This window comes from Streptococcus sp. 1453, from assembly GCF_013276955.1.
GTDB lineage: Bacteria > Bacillota > Bacilli > Lactobacillales > Streptococcaceae > Streptococcus.
Genome location: NZ_VMLZ01000003.1, coordinates 108,384 through 124,862, shown reverse-complemented (window position 1 = coordinate 124,862; position 16,479 = coordinate 108,384). Strand labels below are relative to the sequence as shown.

The window sequence follows — 16,479 nt, the reverse complement described above, 5'->3', positions numbered from 1 at the left end:
GATGGCTTTTTTCTATATAGGGTACTTGAAAGGCTATCATCGGACAAAATAAAGAAGGCATGATATAATATAAGGTAGATTTCTATGTCATAAAACAAAAAACTGTTTGAACATCATTCATTTGAGAACTCTTTATGTTCAAACGATAGTAAAATAAAATAGGGACTCTAAACCCTTGCTATGAAAGGAAAAAAACTCAATGGCTACTATTCAATGGTTTCCTGGTCACATGTCTAAAGCACGTCGACAGGTGCAGGAAAATTTAAAATTTGTTGATTTTGTGACGATTTTGGTGGATGCTCGTTTACCTCTATCTAGTCAAAATCCTATGTTAACCAAGATTGTGGGTGATAAACCAAAACTCTTGATTTTAAATAAGGCAGATCTGGCTGATCCAGCAATGACCAAAGAATGGCGTCAGTATTTTGAATCACAAGGAATCCAGACGCTAGCTATCAACTCCAAAGAGCAAGTAACCGTAAAAGTTGTAACAGATGCGGCCAAGAAGCTCATGGCTGATAAGATTGCTCGTCAAAAGGAACGTGGTATTCAGATTGAAACCTTGCGTACCATGATTATCGGGATTCCAAACGCTGGTAAATCAACTCTCATGAACCGTTTGGCTGGTAAGAAGATTGCCGTTGTCGGTAACAAACCAGGTGTGACCAAGGGGCAACAATGGATCAAAACCAATAAAGACCTGGAAATCTTGGATACGCCGGGGATTCTCTGGCCTAAGTTTGAAGATGAAACTGTTGCTCTTAAACTAGCCTTGACTGGAGCTATTAAAGACCAGTTGCTTCCTATGGACGAGGTGACAATTTTTGGTCTTAATTATTTCAAAAAACATTATCCAGAAAAGCTGGCCGAACGCTTCAAGCAAATGAAAATTGAAGAAGAAGCGCCTGTTATTATTATGGATATGACCCGTGCCCTCGGTTTCCGTGATGACTATGACCGCTTTTACAGTCTCTTCGTGAAGGAAGTCCGTGACGGCAAACTCGGTAACTATACCTTAGATACATTGGAAGACCTCGATGACGACGATTAAAGAAATCAAAGAACTCCTTGCAACGGTCAAGGATTTAGAAAGCCCTATTTTTTTAGAACTCGAAAATGATAATCGTTCTGGAGTTCAAAAGGAAATCAGCAAGCGTAAAAAAGCCATTCAGGCTGAATTGGATGAGGATCTTCGTTTGGAATCCATGCTTTCTTATGAAAAAGAACTTTACAAGAAAGGACTGACCTTAATTGCTGGTGTTGATGAGGTCGGCCGTGGTCCTCTGGCTGGTCCTGTAGTCGCTGCTGCCGTTATTTTACCTAAAAATTGTAAGATTAAAGGCCTCAACGACAGCAAGAAAATCCCTAAAAAGAAACATCTGGAGATTTTTCAAGCCGTTCAAGACCAAACCTTGTCGATTGGAATTGGTATCATGGATAATCAGGTCATCGACCAAGTCAATATCTATGAAGCAACCAAACTGGCCATGCAGGAAGCAATCTCCCAGCTCAGTCCTCAACCTGAGCATCTCTTGATAGATGCCATGAAACTGGATTTACCCATTTCACAAACATCTATCATCAAAGGAGATGCCAACTCCCTCTCGATTGCAGCAGCTTCTATAGTAGCCAAGGTGACACGTGATGAATTGATGAAGGACTACGATCAGCAGTTCCCTGGTTATGATTTCGCTACTAATGCAGGATATGGAACAGCTAAACACCTAGAAGGACTTGACAAACTAGGAGTTACCCCAATTCACCGAACCAGCTTTGAACCCGTTAAATCCCTGGTTTTAGGTAAAAAAGAAAGTTAATTGAAAGGAAATACCATGGAGGAACAGTCGGAAATAGTCCGTTCTAAGAAAGAATTCGCCTTTGCATCCAGCACTATACTATCCCAAGTTGGTCGAGGAATCATTGTCGGCCTCATCGTTGGAATTATCGTCGGATCCTTTCGTTTCTTAATTGAAAAAGGCTTCCACCTGATACAAGGACTTTATCAAGATCAAGGACACCTATTTGTTAATTTATTTATTATCGCCCTGTTTTATCTAATCATCTGCTGGCTCAGTGCCAAACTGACACGCTCTGAAAAAGATATTAAAGGCTCAGGAATTCCTCAAGTCGAAGCCGAACTGAAAGGCCTCATGACCCTTAACTGGTGGGGCGTTCTCTGGAAAAAATATATTCTAGGAATTCTAGCTATTGCCAGCGGACTCATGCTGGGGCGTGAAGGGCCAAGTATCCAACTGGGAGCAGTTGGTGGTAAAGGAATTGCCAAGTGGCTCAAATCCAGTCCAGTAGAGGAACGTTCCTTGATTGCTAGTGGAGCTGCCGCTGGTCTAGCTGCAGCCTTTAATGCACCTATTGCAGGACTTCTCTTTGTTATAGAAGAAGTCTATCACCATTTTTCGCGCTTTTTCTGGGTCTCAACTCTAGCGGCCAGTCTCGTAGCAAACTTTGTTTCTCTGCTCATATTTGGCCTAACACCCGTACTGGATATGCCAGATAACATTCCACTCATGACCCTAGACCAGTATTGGATTTACCTCCTTATGGGAGTTTTTCTTGGACTATCTGGTTTTCTCTATGAGAAAGCTGTATTAAACGTCGGAAGAGTTTATGACTTGATTGGTCAAAAAATCCGTTTGGATAGAGCTTATTATCCAATTCTGGCCTTCATTTTCATCATACCAGTCGGAATTTTTTTACCCCACATCCTTGGTGGTGGAAATCAGCTTGTACTTTCCTTAACTGAGCAAGATTTTAGTTTTCAAGTTCTATTAGCTTACTTTTTAATTCGCTTTATCTGGAGCATGATTAGTTATGGAAGTGGTCTTCCAGGAGGAATTTTCCTACCTATTTTGGCTCTCGGTTCCTTACTTGGTGCCCTAGTTGGTGTTATCTGTGTCAATCTTGGACTTGTCAGTCAGGAGCAATTCCCTATATTTGTCATTCTAGGAATGAGTGGCTATTTTGGAGCCATATCAAAAGCTCCCTTAACCGCTATGATCCTCGTAACTGAGATGGTAGGAGATATTCGCAACCTCATGCCACTTGGTCTTGTCACTCTTGTCTCTTATATTATCATGGATTTACTCAAGGGTGCACCAGTCTATGAAGCCATGCTGGAAAAAATGCTTCCAGAAGAAGTATCCAGCGAAGGAGAAGTTACACTTATCGAAATACCAGTTTCTGATAAAATTGCTGGGAAACAAGTTCATGAACTCAACTTACCACACAACGTCCTCATCACTACCCAAGTCCATAATGGTAAGAGCCAAACAGTTAACGGCTCAACCAGAATGTATCTGGGTGATATGATTCATCTAGTTATTCCAAAAAGCGAAATTGGGAAAGTCAAGGATTTGTTGTTGTAGTGAAGTTTTACATAATTTATATTATGTAAAATAAAACTTCTTAATTAAATATATTAGAAAACCGATTCTCAGCAATGAAATCGGTTATTTTTTACAGAAAAGATATTTCACATACAAATAATTGAACTTTGGTAAAAATTAGTATTTGGAAACTAGAAAAAACCAAAAAGATTTAGTTCAATGTAATCCAGGTCTAAGTTTTTTTAAAAAGCTCTATAACATCTTTCCGAAAAACTATAATTTTCTTGAAAAATATATAAGCCTATGCTATACTACTAGTAGACTTATTTATGGAGAAAATACATGAAACGTGAGATTTTACTGGAACGAATCGACAAACTAAAACAAATCATGCCCTGGTATGTTCTGGAATACTACCAATCTAAGCTGGCTGTGCCCTACAGTTTTACAACCTTGTACGAATACCTCAAGGAATACGATCGATTTTTTAGCTGGGTTTTGGAGTCTGGAATTTCAAACGCCGATAAAATGTCTGATATTTCTTTATCGGTCTTGGAAAATATGTCTAAGAAAGACATGGAATCATTCATCCTTTATCTACGTGAACGTCCTTTGCTGAATGCCAATACAACCAAGCAAGGCGTTTCCCAAACGACCATCAATCGGACCTTATCAGCTCTTTCCAGTCTTTACAAATATCTGACCGAGGAAGTTGAAAACGACCAGGGAGAACCTTATTTCTATCGAAATGTAATGAAGAAAGTTTCAACCAAGAAAAAGAAAGAAACCCTTGCTGCCAGAGCTGAAAACATCAAACAAAAGCTCTTTCTAGGTGATGAAACAGAAGGGTTTCTGACTTATATAGACCAAGATTACCCACAACAGCTCTCAAATCGAGCTCTTTCATCATTTAATAAAAATAAAGAACGTGATTTGGCCATTATTGCCCTTCTCTTGGCGTCTGGTGTTCGCTTATCTGAAGCTGTTAATCTGGATCTAAGAGATCTCAATCTCAAGATGATGGTTATTGATGTCACTCGAAAAGGGGGCAAACGTGACTCGGTCAATGTCGCTGCTTTTGCTAAGCCTTATTTAGAGAATTATCTGGTCATTCGAAATCAACGCTATAAGACGGAAAAAACAGATACAGCCCTTTTTTTGACTCTCTACAGAGGAGTTCCTAATCGTATCGATGCTTCCAGCGTTGAGAAAATGGTTGCTAAGTATTCTGAGGACTTCAAAGTCCGTGTAACACCCCATAAACTGCGCCATACGCTAGCAACTAGGCTATATGATGCTACTAAATCACAAGTTTTGGTCAGTCACCAGCTAGGACACGCCAGTACACAAGTCACTGACCTCTATACCCATATCGTTAATGATGAACAAAAGAATGCCTTGGATAGTTTATAATTTTACGTAATATAACTTATGTAAAATATATGTCAAGAAAAGAAGCTGCTAAAAATAAGCAACTTCTTTTTCTTTATATCTGATACCAGTAAAGTAGCGTGGAATATCAATTGTTTCTATATTTTTGCTTGTATGAATTCTAAAAATCAAGCTTTTCTGGATTCAAATCTCTTCATAATAACAGTTAGACGCCAACGGTAGAAAGCCCCGCTCACGATTAGACTAATAATCAAACCGATCCAGTAAGAATAAGCTCCAAAATCTGTTAGGGAATCAAATACCATAGCCACTGGGATTGTTACGCCCCAATAACCAACCAAACCAAGGTAAAAAGGAATAACGGTATCCTTATAACCTCGTAAAATTCCCTGAAGCGGTGCCGCAAAGGTATCTGCTAACTGGAAGAAAAGACTATAAGTCAAAAAACGTGCTGTCAAATCGATAAATTCTGGGTCGTTCCCATAAAGACTGGCCACATTTCCCCTAAAAATGTAAAGGAAAGATAAGGTGAAGGCCGCAAAAATAAGGGCTGTCCCTCTTCCTAGACCAATATAGGTTTTCGCATCATCAAATCGCTTGGCTCCCACTTCATAAGACACGACTATCGCCATAGCCGATGAGATACTCATAGGAAAGGCGTACATGAGACTTGAAAAGTTCATGGCTGACTGGTGACTAGCAATAATTAAGGATGAGAACTTAGCCATAATCAAGCCAACCACGGAAAAGATAGCTACTTCCGCAAAGACAGTTCCCCCAATAGGCAGACCTAAGCGAACTCCTTCCTTGATTTTATCCATATTAAGCGGAATGCGTTTCTCAAAATGCAAGGCTTTGAGCTTCTCCTGTTTAAATAAAACCAGAACAGAAATCCCCAGCAATACCCAGTAAGCCAAGGAAGTTCCTAAACCAGCACCAGCACCTCCCAGTTCTGGAACACCAAAGGCCCCGTAAATCAAGAGGTAGTTAAATCCACTATTGAGAGGAAGTAACAAAAGCATGAGGTACATGGAAAGTTTGGTCAAGCCCAGCGAATCCAGCAAGGAACGAATGACACTAAAGAGCAACAAGGGGATAATTCCGATAGATAAAAACCAAAGATAGCGAACCGCTACTGCTGCTACTGGCGCTTCTAGTCCGATATGATTTAAAACGGGTGGTGCCAGGAAAACTACCAGTCCCAGTAAGAAAACGGATAGGCCCAAGGCCAAATAGATGAACTGGTAAAAATCTGACGCAACTTCTTCCTTTTTGCCTCGACCAAGGTGGTGACCAATGATGGGCACCAGGGCTGATACAATCCCTGTCAGGAATGTAAAGAAAGGATTCCAGATACTGGTTGCCATAGACACACCAGCCAAGTCCATGGTATTGTATTGACCTGTCATAGTCGTATCAACAAAGGATGCAGAATAATTGGCAAATTGATAAATCAGGATTGGGAAGAAAATTTTTAAAAATAATACTAACTTCTCTCGTAAACACTTTGTCTTATACATACTTCTCTTTCTATTCTGATTTATCTAAACCAAAGAGTTTCAGACCATAGTTTTTCAAACTTAGCGGAGGGTTATTAGATTTTGAAGTAGTATGCCAACACGCACATGTACGACAATAATAGCTTCTAACTAAACCTCCGTTATCATATTGAACCGCATGGTCAGCTTTTTCTTTAGTTTCATATTGAATTTTGGAACGATTAGCTGCTGGACAGTAAATTCCGCTATTAGATTTTGCTTTTCTCTCCCTACGTTTTCGAAAATAATTCATATTCTAACTCCTATCAAGCTTGATAGACGATTTGTCCCTTACAGATGGTATATTTAACCTGCCCTTTTAAGGTTTCACCGATGAATGGTGAATTAGCTGCTTTGGAAGCAAAATGGGAGTCCACAAAGCGGTCAGCCTTGGCATCAAAAATAGTGATATCTGCTGGACCATTCTCAGCCAAGTAACCTGCTTCAAAGTTGTAAAGCTTGGCTGGGTTGTATGTCATTTTTTCAAGTAATTCCATCAAGCTCAACTCACCAGCTTCTACTAAATAGGTCAAGCTGAGAGACAGGGATGTTTCTAAGCCAGTCATACCAGATGGCGCTTTGGTAATATCCTCAACATTTTTTTCATCTACATGATGAGGCGCGTGGTCAGTCGCAATAACTGTGATGACACCTGATTTGAGACCTTCGATAACGGCACGACGGTCTGATTCCAAACGAAGCGGTGGATTCATCTTAGCATTGCTACCTTGAGTCAAAAGAAGTGCTTCTGTCTTAGAAAAATGCTGTGGCGCTACTTCTGCTGTGACTTGCGCACCCAAACCTTGAGCAAACTCCACTACTTTGACACTTTCTTCCTTAGACAAGTGCTGGATGTGAACGTGAGCCTTGGTCGCATAGGCAATCATGACATCACGCGCCATCATAGCATACTCAGCCACCCCGGTCGCACCGCAGATATGGAAATGTTCTTTAGCAATATTTTCGTTAAACCCAAGAATCCCATTCAAACCTGGATCTTCCTCATGAAGACTAATAAAGGTATTAAGCTTTTTGGCTTCCTCCATGGCTTCCTTGACAACTTTACTGCTTTCAAGCGGAATACCGTCATCTGAGAAACCAACCGCACCAGCTTCTAAAAGTACTTTAAAGTCAGTCAAATCTTGCCCATTAAAATTCTTAGTAATGGTCGCAACCGTCTTAACATTAATCTTCTCTTTGGCAGCTGACTGGAGAACTTCTTGCAAAGTCTCCACGTCTGAAATGGTTGGACTAGTATTAGCCATCATGACAACCGTTGTAAAACCACCTGCCGCAGCTGCTAAGGCACCTGTATGAATATCTTCCTTGTGGGTTTGTCCAGGTTCACGAAAATGAACATGAATATCGACCAAGCCAGGAGCAACCACAAGACCAGTAGCATCAATCGTTTCTGCTCCTTCTTCCGTGATCTCAGACGCAATTTTGATAATTTTCCCATCTTGAACTAAGACATCACAAACTTGATCCAAACCAGACTTGGGATCCATTACACGACCATTTTTGATTAGTAGCATCTGCTTTCTCCTTTATTCATAGAAATCAACTTGGGTATCCAACAATTTATCCCCATCATAAACAAACTTGGCTGAAAAGAAGGGTTTATCCTCTAAAAGCCACTCAACAAAGGTGTGGTCACCTTCCCAAGTCGGCTTGCTCAAAACCTCATCATAGGGAACCCATTCTAGCGTCCCCTCATTGCAGTCAATCAAGTCGCCCTCAAACTCCGTCACCTTAAAAACATAGGTGTACCAGTCTAAATCTGGTGTAAATTCAGGAAAAGTGATGACACCTTTTAGAACTGGCTTGGCTTTGAGCCCTGTTTCTTCAAGGATTTCACGCGCCGCGCATTCCTGGGGCGTCTCTCCTCTCTCTAGCTTACCACCCACACCAATCCATTTCCCTTCATGGACATCATTGGGTTTCTTATTACGATGGAGCATGAGCAGTTCTTTCCCATTATCAATGTAGCAAATCGTCGCTAACTGAGGCATATTTTCTCCTTATCTAAGCCAATCGATTGGCTCTTGTCCTGTCTCTTTTAAGAATGCATTGGCCTTGGAAAAGGGCTTGGAACCCCAAAATCCTCTATAAACCGACAAAGGACTTGGATGGGCTGATTCGATAATCAAGTGATGAGGATTGGTAACTAAGGCCTTCTTCTTACGTGCATAAGCTCCCCAGAGTACAAAAACGACTGGTCTATCTAGATGATTGACCACCTGAATCACAGCATCAGTAAAAGGCTCCCAGATTTGACCAGCATGACCATTGGCCTGTCCAGCAGGAACAGTCAAACAAGCATTAAGAAGCAAGACTCCTTGCTCAGCCCAAGCTGTCAAATCATGAGATTTCTTAACTCCGATATCATCTGACAATTCTTTCAAGATATTTTGCAAGGATGGTGGAGCTGGGATAGAGTCAGGTACAGAAAAACTCAAGCCCTGCGCTTGACCTGGTCCGTGATAGGGGTCTTGCCCTAGAATTACCACCTTAACTTCTTCAAGCAGTGTTGTCAAGAGAGCCTGAAAAACCTTTTCCTTGGGTGGATAAATAATCCCCTGAGAATAGACCTGCTCCATAAACTGATTGATTTTCCCGAAATAACCCTCAGGTAATTGCGCCTTAATCAAAGCATGCCAAGACGAGTGTTCCATAGCCGACTCCTTCATTTTTACTGCCTCTATTATAGCAAAAAGTGGCTATGGAAACCACTTTTTACAGTTTATCTAAATAATCCAGCAAGTCTTGGTAAGAATGGACTTCGTAAGTCGGCTGGGCTTGTGTGTGATTTTCAACACGATGAGGGTTGTACCAGATAGTATCAATCCCCGCATTATTGCCACCTTGAATGTCGGCGGTTAGGGAATCTCCAATCATCAGAGTCTTTTCTTTACTAAATCCAGCAATTTGCTGGCCAATCTTTTCATAAAAAAGAGCATCTGGCTTTTGTGTTTGCAACTGTTCAGAGATAAAGACTTGATTGAAATACGGTGCCAGACCAGACTGAGCCAAACGCCCTGTCTGAATGGCAGTTATTCCATTTGTCGCAGCATACAGCTCATAATCTCGCTCGATGAGGCCATCCAAGAGTTTATGAACGCCTGAAATCGTTTGTCCCTGCTGGGCAAGGTAAAATTGGTAACGCTGGGCTAGAAAACTACCATCTTTTTCCTGTCCAAAATGAGCAAATAAACGAGAAAAGCGCGTGTTAACCAGCTCTTGTTTACTGATTTTCTTTTGCTCCAAGTCCTTCCAGAGAGATTTGTTCATAGGAACGTAATAGTCTTTATAAGCCTGAATATCTGCAACTCCTTCTTCTTTTAGAAGTTGCGTCAAAGCCACATCCTCAGCAGCATCAAAATCAAGCAAGGTGTGGTCGAGGTCGAAGAGTAGAAATTTGTAGGACAATTTGGTATTTTCCTTTCTAAGATAAACAACTTTCACTTCAGCCAGTTGTTTAATGTAAAAACTTAAAAGTGGTATAGTATCACAAAGAATAATCGTTCCAATTGATTAACTAACCCATAATATTCTAGTGAATTATAGAAAAATCTCCTATAAATTCGAGCAATAGTTAAAATAAATACGGAGACTACCCCTATAATAGTTAAGGCTAATTTTCCTACCCCTGTTTCAGCATTTATTATGTAAGTGTGAAATAAAGGTGCTAGACCTAGCAAAACATATAAGATGTAGAAAGCTAATTTTATCTCTCCGATACCAGCAATAAAATGTTTCATTTTAAATATCCCAATTTTACCTTTTATCTTTATAATCCACTAACAAATCTATTGACTTCTCATTTTTTTGAATAATCTTGACAGCAAATTTACTCCACTTAATGCTACTAAGACTTCAATGGGTAAAAAATAGTAATCCCATATCAAATGAGAAATCAGCAATGTTAGAAATAGTATACAGTCAATATAACTATTCTGAAAATACTCTGTAATTACATAATACAGAAACACCACAACCATCAAAATTAAAACAACCATCATAATACTATCATCCTGTTCTTAATTTATTGTCACTTTTTCCATCCCATTCATCAATAGCATTAAAAAATCCAATCAATAAATGATTACCTACTCACTAACGCTATTTCCAAAATTTAATTTTTTTGGGGATTTAGTAACACAATTCCAATTAGCAATACACCTAATATAAATAAAAGTATTTCCCAAAATTTATTCTCAGTTTTAATAAAAGGTATAAGATACATACTAACCAATATGGAACTTACTCCTAAAAGAGCAAAGACCACTCTGACTCTATCACTTAGTTTAAACATATTTAATTCCCCATAAAATAAGCAGTGGCTACGTTTACTGTAACATTCCCCCGTCTTTATGTAGAGATAATCCCCTATCAATACACCTCATCTCTTCTTACTCAATAGCAGCATAATTATTTGGTGATACGAGTTTCATAAGATTTCTCCTCTTTAACGTTGCGTGGTTAGGATAGTTTCCTAACAGGTAATCGTTGACTACGTTTAAAGAACTTTGTTACCTAGATAAAATATCCTTTCACTATTTGATTTTAAAGAGAAGTAAGATTTAACCATATCTATCTCACTTCTTATTTTTAAATAATTCATACTCTTTTTCTCTGATAAAGGGAAGTGAAAAATTAGAAAAAATTAGTAGAATTGAAAATAGGTATCCATCTTTTTGCATTGCTAAAACATAGCCTAAAAATAAATAGACAATCAAATCTAGTGCGAAAAGAGAAAATATCCTCCTTTTCATTACCTTACTTTTCTTAAAGATTCTGTTTAATAGAATCTTTATCGTAGTATCTACACAAATTTTTATCAAAAAAATAAGAGTCAATACACGATTAGCAACTGTACCATAAAGAATAAATGGAAATATAGTTAATATAAAACTAGAAATCTCTAAATATTTGATCCAAGGAGATTGAGACATCTTACTTTTAAACTGACTGATTTTCCTATACTCACTAGCTAATCTAGTATCAAAATCTTTACCAATTTTATTAAAGATTAAGAACTCCAGGATAAAAATACTGATTAATACGATATAAGTAGAAACGTTTCCTGGGAAATATTTATTGATTAAAATCGGGAAACTCATTAACAGAATTGAGTTTATAGCCAGACAAATGGATACTATTTTATTCTTCACAGAGTATATAGGTAGCGATACTATTGAATAGAGAAACGCTAAAAAAAGAAGCAAGAAATACTCAGTGCTGCTAATTAGCGGCGCCCTTAATGATAAAAATAGATAGGCACCCCACACGATGATATGCGCTTTACGAATTGACTCTAGATTACTCATCTACCTACTCCTAATATGTAAAGGGAATCCATTTTTAGTTTACATTCTCTTTCAAACAAGTCATAAGCATTTTATGATATTTCTTTCTTCTACATTAGATAAAGTCGAAATACATTGTTAACAAATGAAAATATAATGATAAGGCTTTCTTTTACTTTAGACTACCATAAAACAAGGAATCTTTCAACAAAATTCATTGGCAAACTACTACTCTAGAAGATTGTTAGCCCAAATCTTTCAGAATAGAACAATCCTAACTAACGAATATCCTAACTTCATACATATCTATGTAATTCTAGACCTAGAATTCCTATAAACTAAATGTTTTCGCACTATTCTAAGCCATTGATTGCCTTAAATTTTAATTTTTGAAGGATTCTAAAGCTAGAATAGTCCCATCACAATCAGTTTTGATTGATTCACAATTTAGAAACACTATAGCTTTACTCCTGTCAAAATAAAAAGGAACTGCATAAAGCAATCCCTTTCTGATTTTGAAATTATTTACTTAAAATTTGATAGTTGAGATAATCAATAGCTCACCTATAAAAAGAGTTATAGTAAGATTCCTTATTTATTGATTTCAAGCTCCGACAACTGTGTTTGAATAACTGACAGTTCTGCACCAGCCTGAAGAAGAGCAGCTGCAGTATAGGCGCCTTCTACAATTGGAACCCTGTTGATGATGATACTTTTATCACTGAAATCAGACGCCATTTCTAAGTTCATTTTAGCAGAACCCAGGTCAAAAAAGGCTAATAAAGTATCTGCTGGATTTTCGGAAACAACCCTATCTACTTGATCAAAACTCGTTCCAATTCCTCCATCTTCGGTTCCTCCTACATAAGTAATCGGAACATCTTTAGCTACTTCACTAATCAGTTCAACAACACCTTGTGCAATGTTTTTGGAATGTGAAACGATAACAAGACCAATACTTTCCATTAAACCACCCCAGTTTCTAAAAGAGCAGTAAAGAGTAATCCTGATGAGAATGATCCAGGATCAATATGTCCAAGAGAACGTTCTCCTACATAAGATGCTCTTCCTTTAGTTGCAAGTAAATCTTTGGTAGCATTCACTACCTTATCAATAACCTCTTGAGTCAATTGGCCAGCAGACAAGGCAGCAATAACAGGAGCCCAAACATCAACCATTGTCTTTTCTCCAACTTCTGCTTTCCCACGTTTGACAATCATATCCAAACCGCTTTGTAAGATTTCCTCTATTTTCGAATTAGAATCAGCCTTGGCCATGCCCATAAAAGCAGAGCCATACAGAGGACCAGAAGCACCGCCTACCTTACTCAGTAGTTGCATTGAGACAAGTTTAAACACATCACTGCTTGTTTCAAATTGCTTTCCTTCTAAGTTCTCCATAACTGCAGCCATGCCACGCGCCATATTTCCACCGTGGTCTCCATCTCCTATAGGAGTGTCTAACTCACTAAGGTAATCTTTCTGTTCTTGAATCTTTTCATTAAAAAGCTTCATCCATTCAAGAGCTTGTTCAGCATTCATTCGACATTTCCTCCTTGAGTTTTACCAAGCTGGTGTAGTAACAGGTGCATTTAGAGCATCCAACCATTCATCATCTGCCAATCGAATCAACGTTAATGACAAACCAGCCATATCGATTGAAGTCATGTAGTTTCCAATTTTCTTAAATGCCAACTGAACACCTTTTTCATGGAGCAATTTAGCCACATCATTTGCAAATACGTATTGTTCCATAAGAGGAGTGCTTCCTAAACCATTGATGAGAAGGCCATAGCGTTCACCAGCTTTAAGTTGGAAACCTTCAGATAATTTTTCAACCAATTCTGAGGCCAATTGTGCTGAAGGTTGCATTTTCTCTTTCTTATATCCTGGCTCACCATGAATACCAACTCCGTATTCAAATTCATCATCTTCTAGAACAAAACCTGGTTTCCCAACTTCAGGAACGGTTGCTCCAGACAAGGCCAGCCCAATTGTTTTAATTTCTAAGACAAGTTTGTCGGCCAAGTCCTTCATTTCAGATAATGATTTACCGGAACGAGCCGCATCACCCAAAATTTTATGGACTAATATAGTACCTGCAACACCTCGACGCCCTTGGGTATAGAGACTATTTTCAACAGCGATATCATCATCAACCACAACACTTGCTACATCAATACCTTCCATTTCAGCAAGTTCTTGTGCAATTTCAAAGTTTATAATGTCACCAGAATAGTTCTTGATGACCATGAAAACTCCAGCACCTTCATCAGCCGCCTTAATGGCTTCTAAAATTTGGTCCGGAGTAGGCGAGGTAAAGACTGCGCCACAAATAGCAGCGGATAGCATTCCATCTCCTACAAATCCAGCATGACTTGGTTCATGTCCTGAACCTCCACCTGAAATGAGTCCAACTTTTCCTGTCTTTTCTGCCTTTCTAACGATGACATCAAAACCATCTAAGCGTTGAACCAAGTCATCATGCATGAATGACAATCCCTGCAACATTTCATCAACAACTTGTGTCGGTTCATTTATAATTTTTTTCATGAGAAACTCCTTTCGGCATTTACCTTTGTTTTCGCTTTCATTATATATTTTTTATTGCTGAATGATAAGGGACAGATTCTATTATTTGTCCCCTTTTAAACCCGTTTAAAACATTTTTTTGGTAAAATGAAGTAAGTAAAAGAAAGGTTTCCTATGGCATCATCACTCATTACAAAAAAACGGATTGCCAAAGCATTTAGAGACCTATTAGCTACTAGAGAATTTGACAAAATCTCTATTGTAGAGATCATGGAATCAGCTGGCATTCGTAGACAGACCTTTTATAATCACTTTCTTGACAAATATGAACTACTCGACTGGATATTTGAAAATGATTTAACCGAGTATATCACCAATAACTTGGACTTCATTTCGGGCCAAAAATTATTACAAGAATTATTTTTTTATTTCGAACAAGAGCGTGACTTTTATATTCAACTTTTTGATATTCAAGGGCAAAATAACTTCTATGACCACTTTATCAGCTACTGTCGCTTGCTTGTATCAAAAATTTTAAGAGAATACGGTCAGATTGATATCGATTCATCTGCTTATACTTGTTTTTTGTTAGACTACCATTCACATGCTCTAGCAGAAATCGTGAAGGCTTACGTCAATAAAAAAAGTCCAGTTCCACAACCAGACTTTCTAATCATGACAATTATTGGAAAGAAACCACAATGACATTTATTTCAAATCATAAACAGAAAATTATTTCAAGTTACATTTCAGCTACTGTTAACAGTCATCCCGAATTAGAAAAACACCCTACTTTACCATTAGTCTATCAAAAAAATCGAAATCCTCATCAGGTTCCAATCTTGTCGGGTGGAGGTTCCGGTCACGAACCCGCTCATATTGGATATGTGGGAGAAGGAATGCTTACTGCTGCTATCTATGGCCAATTATTTACTCCACCTACAAGAACTGAAATCTTAGAGTCCATTCGTTTTTTAAACAATGGTCACGGTGTCTTCATCATTGTAAAAAATTTCGAAGCAGACATCAAAGAATTTAGCTGGGCCATTAACACCGCTAGACAAGAAGGAATTAAAGTCGGCTATAGTCTAGCACACGACGATATTTCTATTGAACCTCACAATAGATTTCAAATTAGAGGAAGAGGGCTTGCAGGGACAATCTTACTTCATAAAATCCTAGGATTTGCAGCTCAAAATGGTGCTGACATCGAGCAACTAACTGATTTAGGTCATCAGCTTGCTCCCGAAATCGCAACGATTGGCTTTGCAACGAAATCTGCTAGTCTCCCCCAAGCCACCCGTCCACTATTTAACTTGGAAGAAGGAAATATATCTTATGGTATTGGGATACATGGCGAAGAAGGTTATCGTATCGTCCCATTCCAATCATCGGAAATCCTTGCAAATGAAATTATAAGTAAATTAAGATTACACTATCATTGGAAAAAGGGTGATCAATTTATATTGCTTGTAAATAATCTAGGCACTACCAGCAACTTAGAAATGGGCATATTTATCAATGATCTCCTTCAACTCTTAGAAATTGAAGGAATCACTATTACCTTTATAAAATCAGGAACATTTATGACCAGTCTAGATATGGCAGGTATATCCGTAACTCTTTGCCCCGTAAAAAATAAACAGTGGTTAGAAGCGCTCAATGCTCCAACGACAGCTTTTGCATGGTAATTTGCTTGTATAACTCAAAAGGGCTACATCACTTGATAGCCCTTTTAATCTTATCTTACTTTTAAAAGAACACATTCTTGCCATTTCAAATAGGCCATCTATCCCTTACAATTCTTCCGATGAACCTTGAGCTTTTTCGTAGCCCAATCATAGTGGCTTGACGTGCTACTAACAAAGTAGGAACCTAGACTTGTTCCTCCCGTCCACTTATAGATACCTTTGGTAAAGAGTTCGTCATTGCTAAAAACTTCTATCAACTCTAAAACCTCCCTATGTGATTGTTCTAGGAGTCTAGTCGCTTCTTCTAAGGACGTTTTCTGGTGCTTCTTCCAAAAAACGACATTCATTTGTCCATAAGTTTTCCAATTATAAAGTTCAGGGAGAAAAGGTCTTTCGTGACCTTCTTGATTAGAATGTACCCAAGTCAAAAGTAACTGCTGCCATTCATAAAGATGGATCAAGACATCCCGTAGATTTTTATCCCTTTTCCAGTGAGCTTCTTTTTTCTTTGGGTCTCTTGAAAAATCAAACGGAGTCTGTAGCTCATCTTCACTTAGTTGGGAGATGAAATGATTGAGCTTTTCATAGTTTTCCTTAGAGGCTAATACTAGTTCCTCTTTCGTTCTCGGTCTAGGCACAGAGTTCTCCCTTTATTTTCAAGTAGGTTGAGGTGT

Annotated in this window: 19 protein-coding genes; 6 read left to right on the top strand and 13 right to left on the bottom strand. The window is 38.5% G+C overall.

The window, feature by feature from the left end:
* Positions 1 to 199 precede the first annotated feature (199 nt).
* The 4 genes from ylqF (at position 200) to xerS (ending at position 4,757) form a co-directional block, all read left to right on the top strand.
* Positions 200 to 1,051: a ribosome biogenesis GTPase YlqF gene (gene ylqF, locus HW098_RS02560; protein ID WP_176139193.1), complete on the top strand. Its 852-nt coding sequence runs from the start codon at positions 200 to 202 to the stop codon at positions 1,049 to 1,051.
* Positions 1,038 to 1,817, top strand: coding sequence for a ribonuclease HII (locus HW098_RS02555; RefSeq protein ID WP_176139192.1), 780 nt, complete (start codon positions 1,038 to 1,040; stop codon positions 1,815 to 1,817). Before ylqF ends, HW098_RS02555 begins: the two co-directional genes overlap by 14 nt.
* A gap of 15 nt (positions 1,818 to 1,832) precedes the next feature.
* Positions 1,833 to 3,383 carry a ClC family H(+)/Cl(-) exchange transporter gene (locus HW098_RS02550; protein ID WP_176139191.1) on the top strand — a complete coding sequence of 517 codons (1,551 nt, stop codon included), beginning with the start codon at positions 1,833 to 1,835 and terminating at the stop codon, positions 3,381 to 3,383.
* 303 nt (positions 3,384 to 3,686) lie between these two features.
* On the top strand, positions 3,687 to 4,757 hold the full coding sequence (xerS, locus tag HW098_RS02545; protein ID WP_176139190.1) for a tyrosine recombinase XerS: 1,071 nt from the start codon (positions 3,687 to 3,689) through the stop codon (positions 4,755 to 4,757).
* A gap of 146 nt (positions 4,758 to 4,903) precedes the next feature.
* On the opposite strand, the gene pdrM is transcribed toward xerS, so the two are convergent.
* The 12 genes from pdrM to dhaK form a co-directional block, all read right to left on the bottom strand.
* Entirely contained in the window at positions 4,904 to 6,256 is a 1,353-nt protein-coding gene (pdrM, locus tag HW098_RS02540; RefSeq protein WP_176139189.1) for a sodium-coupled multidrug efflux MATE transporter PdrM, read from the bottom strand.
* Positions 6,257 to 6,266: 10 nt separating this feature from the next.
* Entirely contained in the window at positions 6,267 to 6,527 is a 261-nt protein-coding gene (locus HW098_RS02535; RefSeq protein ID WP_176139188.1) for a hypothetical protein, read from the bottom strand.
* Between the two features lie 13 nt (positions 6,528 to 6,540).
* The gene (locus HW098_RS02530; protein ID WP_176139187.1) at positions 6,541 to 7,809 is read right to left on the bottom strand and encodes a dihydroorotase; all 1,269 of its coding nucleotides are present in this window, start codon (positions 7,807 to 7,809) and stop codon (positions 6,541 to 6,543) included.
* Positions 7,810 to 7,821: 12 nt separating this feature from the next.
* A complete protein-coding gene (locus HW098_RS02525) occupies positions 7,822 to 8,286 on the bottom strand; it encodes an 8-oxo-dGTP diphosphatase (protein WP_001135768.1) in 465 nt (154 codons plus the stop codon).
* A gap of 9 nt (positions 8,287 to 8,295) precedes the next feature.
* Complete coding sequence (locus HW098_RS02520) at positions 8,296 to 8,949, bottom strand: uracil-DNA glycosylase (protein WP_000401326.1); 654 nt, start codon at positions 8,947 to 8,949, stop codon at positions 8,296 to 8,298.
* Positions 8,950 to 9,010: 61 nt separating this feature from the next.
* The gene (locus tag HW098_RS02515) at positions 9,011 to 9,703 is read right to left on the bottom strand and encodes a YjjG family noncanonical pyrimidine nucleotidase (protein ID WP_176139186.1); all 693 of its coding nucleotides are present in this window, start codon (positions 9,701 to 9,703) and stop codon (positions 9,011 to 9,013) included.
* A gap of 62 nt (positions 9,704 to 9,765) precedes the next feature.
* Positions 9,766 to 10,035, bottom strand: coding sequence for a hypothetical protein (locus tag HW098_RS10445; protein WP_240149447.1), 270 nt, complete (start codon positions 10,033 to 10,035; stop codon positions 9,766 to 9,768).
* A gap of 48 nt (positions 10,036 to 10,083) precedes the next feature.
* The gene (locus tag HW098_RS10440) at positions 10,084 to 10,296 is read right to left on the bottom strand and encodes a hypothetical protein (protein ID WP_033688775.1); all 213 of its coding nucleotides are present in this window, start codon (positions 10,294 to 10,296) and stop codon (positions 10,084 to 10,086) included.
* A 576-nt stretch (positions 10,297 to 10,872) separates the two neighbouring features.
* Positions 10,873 to 11,604 (bottom strand): hypothetical protein, encoded by a 732-nt coding sequence (locus HW098_RS02510; protein WP_176139185.1) that lies wholly within the window; start codon positions 11,602 to 11,604, stop codon positions 10,873 to 10,875.
* Positions 11,605 to 12,174: 570 nt separating this feature from the next.
* Positions 12,175 to 12,549 (bottom strand): dihydroxyacetone kinase phosphoryl donor subunit DhaM, encoded by a 375-nt coding sequence (dhaM, locus tag HW098_RS02505; protein ID WP_176139184.1) that lies wholly within the window; start codon positions 12,547 to 12,549, stop codon positions 12,175 to 12,177.
* On the bottom strand, positions 12,549 to 13,124 hold the full coding sequence (gene dhaL, locus HW098_RS02500; RefSeq protein WP_176139183.1) for a dihydroxyacetone kinase subunit DhaL: 576 nt from the start codon (positions 13,122 to 13,124) through the stop codon (positions 12,549 to 12,551). Before dhaL ends, dhaM begins: the two co-directional genes overlap by 1 nt.
* A 21-nt stretch (positions 13,125 to 13,145) precedes the next feature.
* Positions 13,146 to 14,135 (bottom strand): dihydroxyacetone kinase subunit DhaK, encoded by a 990-nt coding sequence (gene dhaK, locus HW098_RS02495; protein ID WP_176139182.1) that lies wholly within the window; start codon positions 14,133 to 14,135, stop codon positions 13,146 to 13,148.
* A gap of 153 nt (positions 14,136 to 14,288) precedes the next feature.
* Between dhaK and dhaS the strand changes: the two genes are divergently transcribed.
* Both dhaS and dhaQ read left to right on the top strand, forming a co-directional pair.
* Positions 14,289 to 14,819, top strand: a complete 531-nt coding sequence (gene dhaS / locus HW098_RS02490) for a dihydroxyacetone kinase transcriptional activator DhaS (protein ID WP_176139181.1) — start codon at positions 14,289 to 14,291, stop codon at positions 14,817 to 14,819.
* Positions 14,816 to 15,805, top strand: coding sequence for a DhaKLM operon coactivator DhaQ (gene dhaQ, locus HW098_RS02485; RefSeq protein WP_176139180.1), 990 nt, complete (start codon positions 14,816 to 14,818; stop codon positions 15,803 to 15,805). Before dhaS ends, dhaQ begins: the two co-directional genes overlap by 4 nt.
* Positions 15,806 to 15,903: 98 nt before the next feature.
* On the opposite strand, the gene HW098_RS02480 is transcribed toward dhaQ, so the two are convergent.
* A complete protein-coding gene (locus HW098_RS02480) occupies positions 15,904 to 16,443 on the bottom strand; it encodes a ClbS/DfsB family four-helix bundle protein (RefSeq protein WP_001137925.1) in 540 nt (179 codons plus the stop codon).
* Positions 16,444 to 16,479: the final 36 nt, after the last annotated feature.

Coding starts and splice junctions, on each gene's coding strand:
- dhaK (WP_176139182.1), bottom strand. CDS start 14,135: ATGAAAAAAATTATAAATGAACCGACACAAGTTGTTGATGAAATGTTG.
- HW098_RS02525 (WP_001135768.1), bottom strand. CDS start 8,286: ATGCCTCAGTTAGCGACGATTTGCTACATTGATAATGGGAAAGAACTG.
- HW098_RS02555 (WP_176139192.1), top strand. CDS start 1,038: ATGACGACGATTAAAGAAATCAAAGAACTCCTTGCAACGGTCAAGGAT.
- dhaQ (WP_176139180.1), top strand. CDS start 14,816: ATGACATTTATTTCAAATCATAAACAGAAAATTATTTCAAGTTACATT.
- HW098_RS10440 (WP_033688775.1), bottom strand. CDS start 10,296: ATGATGGTTGTTTTAATTTTGATGGTTGTGGTGTTTCTGTATTATGTA.
- dhaM (WP_176139184.1), bottom strand. CDS start 12,549: ATGGAAAGTATTGGTCTTGTTATCGTTTCACATTCCAAAAACATTGCA.
- HW098_RS10445 (WP_240149447.1), bottom strand. CDS start 10,035: ATGAAACATTTTATTGCTGGTATCGGAGAGATAAAATTAGCTTTCTAC.
- HW098_RS02550 (WP_176139191.1), top strand. CDS start 1,833: ATGGAGGAACAGTCGGAAATAGTCCGTTCTAAGAAAGAATTCGCCTTT.
- pdrM (WP_176139189.1), bottom strand. CDS start 6,256: ATGTATAAGACAAAGTGTTTACGAGAGAAGTTAGTATTATTTTTAAAA.
- HW098_RS02520 (WP_000401326.1), bottom strand. CDS start 8,949: ATGGAACACTCGTCTTGGCATGCTTTGATTAAGGCGCAATTACCTGAG.
- xerS (WP_176139190.1), top strand. CDS start 3,687: ATGAAACGTGAGATTTTACTGGAACGAATCGACAAACTAAAACAAATC.
- HW098_RS02535 (WP_176139188.1), bottom strand. CDS start 6,527: ATGAATTATTTTCGAAAACGTAGGGAGAGAAAAGCAAAATCTAATAGC.
- ylqF (WP_176139193.1), top strand. CDS start 200: ATGGCTACTATTCAATGGTTTCCTGGTCACATGTCTAAAGCACGTCGA.
- HW098_RS02530 (WP_176139187.1), bottom strand. CDS start 7,809: ATGCTACTAATCAAAAATGGTCGTGTAATGGATCCCAAGTCTGGTTTG.
- dhaL (WP_176139183.1), bottom strand. CDS start 13,124: ATGAATGCTGAACAAGCTCTTGAATGGATGAAGCTTTTTAATGAAAAG.
- dhaS (WP_176139181.1), top strand. CDS start 14,289: ATGGCATCATCACTCATTACAAAAAAACGGATTGCCAAAGCATTTAGA.
- HW098_RS02510 (WP_176139185.1), bottom strand. CDS start 11,604: ATGAGTAATCTAGAGTCAATTCGTAAAGCGCATATCATCGTGTGGGGT.